Origin of the sequence: Streptomyces gelaticus (assembly GCF_014649535.1) — a bacterium.
GTDB lineage: Bacteria > Actinomycetota > Actinomycetes > Streptomycetales > Streptomycetaceae > Streptomyces > Streptomyces gelaticus.
Genome location: NZ_BMTF01000066.1, coordinates 1 through 2,828 on the forward strand (window position 1 = coordinate 1; position 2,828 = coordinate 2,828).

At 71.3% G+C, this 2,828-nt stretch carries 1 protein-coding gene; it reads left to right on the forward strand.

The features are described from left to right. The coding region (locus IE107_RS34290) for a condensation domain-containing protein (RefSeq protein ID WP_189548250.1) at positions 1–2,828 on the forward strand (2,828 nt) is incomplete at both ends.

Below are 2,828 nucleotides of genomic sequence, written 5' to 3' on the forward strand. Positions count from 1 at the left end.
CTCGGCCGTGCCGACCAGCAGGTCAAGCTCCGCGGCTTCCGCATCGAACTCGGCGAGATCGAGAGCGCGTTGACCGTTCAGGAGGCGGTGGGTCAGGCGACGGTCGTCGTCCGGGAGGACCGGCCGGGCGACAAGCGCCTCGCCGCGTACCTCGTCGCCGCCGACGGGGCCCGGATCGACACCGAGGCGGTGCACCGCGAGATCGCCGGCACGCTGCCCGAGTACATGGTCCCGTCCGCCTTCGTCGTCCTCGACGAGATCCCCCTCACCGTCAACGGCAAGGTCGACCGACGCGCCCTGCCCGCCCCGCAGTTCAGCAACGAAACGACCGGACGCGCACCGCGCGGGCCGGGTGAGGAGGTCCTGTGCGGTCTCTTCGCGGAGGTCCTCGGACTGCCGTCGGTCACCATCGACGACCACTTCTTCGACCTCGGCGGGCACTCGCTCCTCGCCACCCGGCTCATCAGCCGCATCCGGCAGACCTTCGGCGTCCAGATCACCGTCCGGGACCTCTTCCAGGGGCCGACAGTGGCCTCGCTGGCCGAGTACGTGGAGGCCGGCGGGGACGCCGTACAGCGGCCCGCACTGCGGGAAGCGGTCCGGCCGGAGCGGGTGCCGCTCTCCTCGGCCCAGCAGCGCCTCTGGTTCCTGCACCACCTGGAGGGACCCTCGGCTACGTACAACATTCCGCTGGCCCTGCGCCTCACGGGCGCACTCGACCGGCAGGCTCTCCAACTGGCGCTCACCGACCTGGTGGTGCGGCACGAGTCGCTGCGCACCCTCTTCGGGACGGCGGACGACGCCGCCTACCAGTGGCAGCTCCCGGCGGCCGAGGTCCGGGTGGAGCTGCCCGTCGTAGCGGCGACCGAGGTCACACTGGAGGCGGAGCTCGGCGAGCACGCCGCCCGCAGCTTCGATCTGGAAGCCGAACTACCGCTCCGTGCGACCCTGTTCGCACTCGGTGACCAGGAGTACGTCCTACTGGTGGTGATGCACCACATCGCCTCCGACGGCTGGTCCACCACTCCACTGCTGCGCGACCTGACGGCCGCCTACACGGCGCGCACCGAGGGCATCGCCCCCGCGTGGGAGCCGCTGCCGGTCCAGTACGCCGACTACACCCTCTGGCAGCAGGAACTGCTCGCGGGGGACGGCGAGCGCCAGGCGGAGTTCTGGCGCCGGACGCTGGACGGGCTGCCCGACGAGGCCACCCTGCCGGCCGACCGGCCGCGCCCGGCGGTCGCCACCTATCGCGGCGCCACCCACAGCGTCCACGTTCCCGCGGAACTGCATGAAGCGCTGACCCGGCTGGCCCGGGAGACCGGCAGCACGATGTTCATGGTGGCCCAGGCCGCTGTCGCCACCGCGCTGTCCCGCTCCGGCGCGGGGGACGACATCCCCATCGGCGCCCCGATCGCGGGCCGCTCGGAGCAGTCCCTGGACGACCTGGTCGGCTTCTTCGTCAACACGCTGGTGCTGCGCACGGATCTGAGCGGCGACCCGAGCTTCCGCGACCTGCTCTCCCGGGTCCGGGAGGCCGATCTCGCGGCGTGGGCCCACCAGGACCTGCCCTTCGACCGGCTGGTGGAGACCCTCAATCCCGAGCGCTCCACCGCCCGGCACCCCCTCTTCCAGGTGGTGCTCACTCTTCAGGAAGCGCTGACCCCGACCCTCGAACTCCCGGGAATCACCACCGAGTCGGGCTTCACGACGCTGGAGATCTCCAAGTTCGACCTGACCTTCTCCTTCCATGAACACCGCACGGCCGACGGACACCCCGGTGGATTGGACATCAGGGTCGAGTACGCCACCGACCTGTACGACGCCGATACCGTCGAGGCGGTCGCCGACCGGCTGGTCCGGTTGCTCGGCGACGCCGTTCTGCGCCCTGAAATCCCGGTCGGTGAGCTGGAGTTCATCGGTCCTGACGAGCGTCACCAGATCCTGGAGGGATGGAACGGCGCGGTCACCGGCTCCTGTGGCGCCGGCCTCGCGGAGCTGTTCGCCGCACAGGCCGCCCGCACCCCGGACGCGATCGCCCTGGTCGACGGCGACCGCGAGGTGAGCTACGCGGAGCTGGACGCGGACGCCAACCGGCTGGCCCACCACCTCGTGGGCCTCGGCGTCCGGCCGGAGAGCGTCGTCGCCGTCCTGATGGAGCGGTCGGCGGATCTGCTGACCGGGCTCCTCGCGGTGGTCAAGGCCGGCGGCGTATACGCCCCGCTCAACACCGCGGACCCCGAGACCCGTCTGCTCCACATCCTTGACGAGACCGCGGCGTCGGTCCTGCTCACCGACCAGGCGCTGGCCGACCACCCGATCACGGCCCGAACCTCTGCCGAGACCGTCGTGCTCGACACCACCGCCGACTTCGCCCACCTCCCCGCCACACCACCGGTGCCCGGCGCCCACCCCGACCAGTGGCTGTACGTGATGTTCACCTCGGGTTCGACAGGGGTGCCGAAGGGTGTTGCGGTCACGCACCGCAACGTGGCGGACCTGGCCGCCCAGACGATGTACGCGAACGGCAACCACACCCGGGTGCTCTTCCACTCGCCGCACACCTTCGACGCCGCGACCCACGAGATCTGGGTGCCGTGGCTGAACGGGGGAGCGGTCGTGGTGGCCCCTCCGGGATACCTCGACCCCGGGACCCTGGGCGGTCTGCTGACCGAGCACCGGATCACCTCGTTGTGGCTGACGGCGGGCCTGTTCCGGGTGATGGCGGAGGAGGTTCCGGAGGCGTTCGCCGGGGTGCGTGAGGTGTGGGCCGGGGGTGATGTGGTCCCGCCGGAGGCGGTGCGCCGGGTCATGGACCGCTGTCCGGA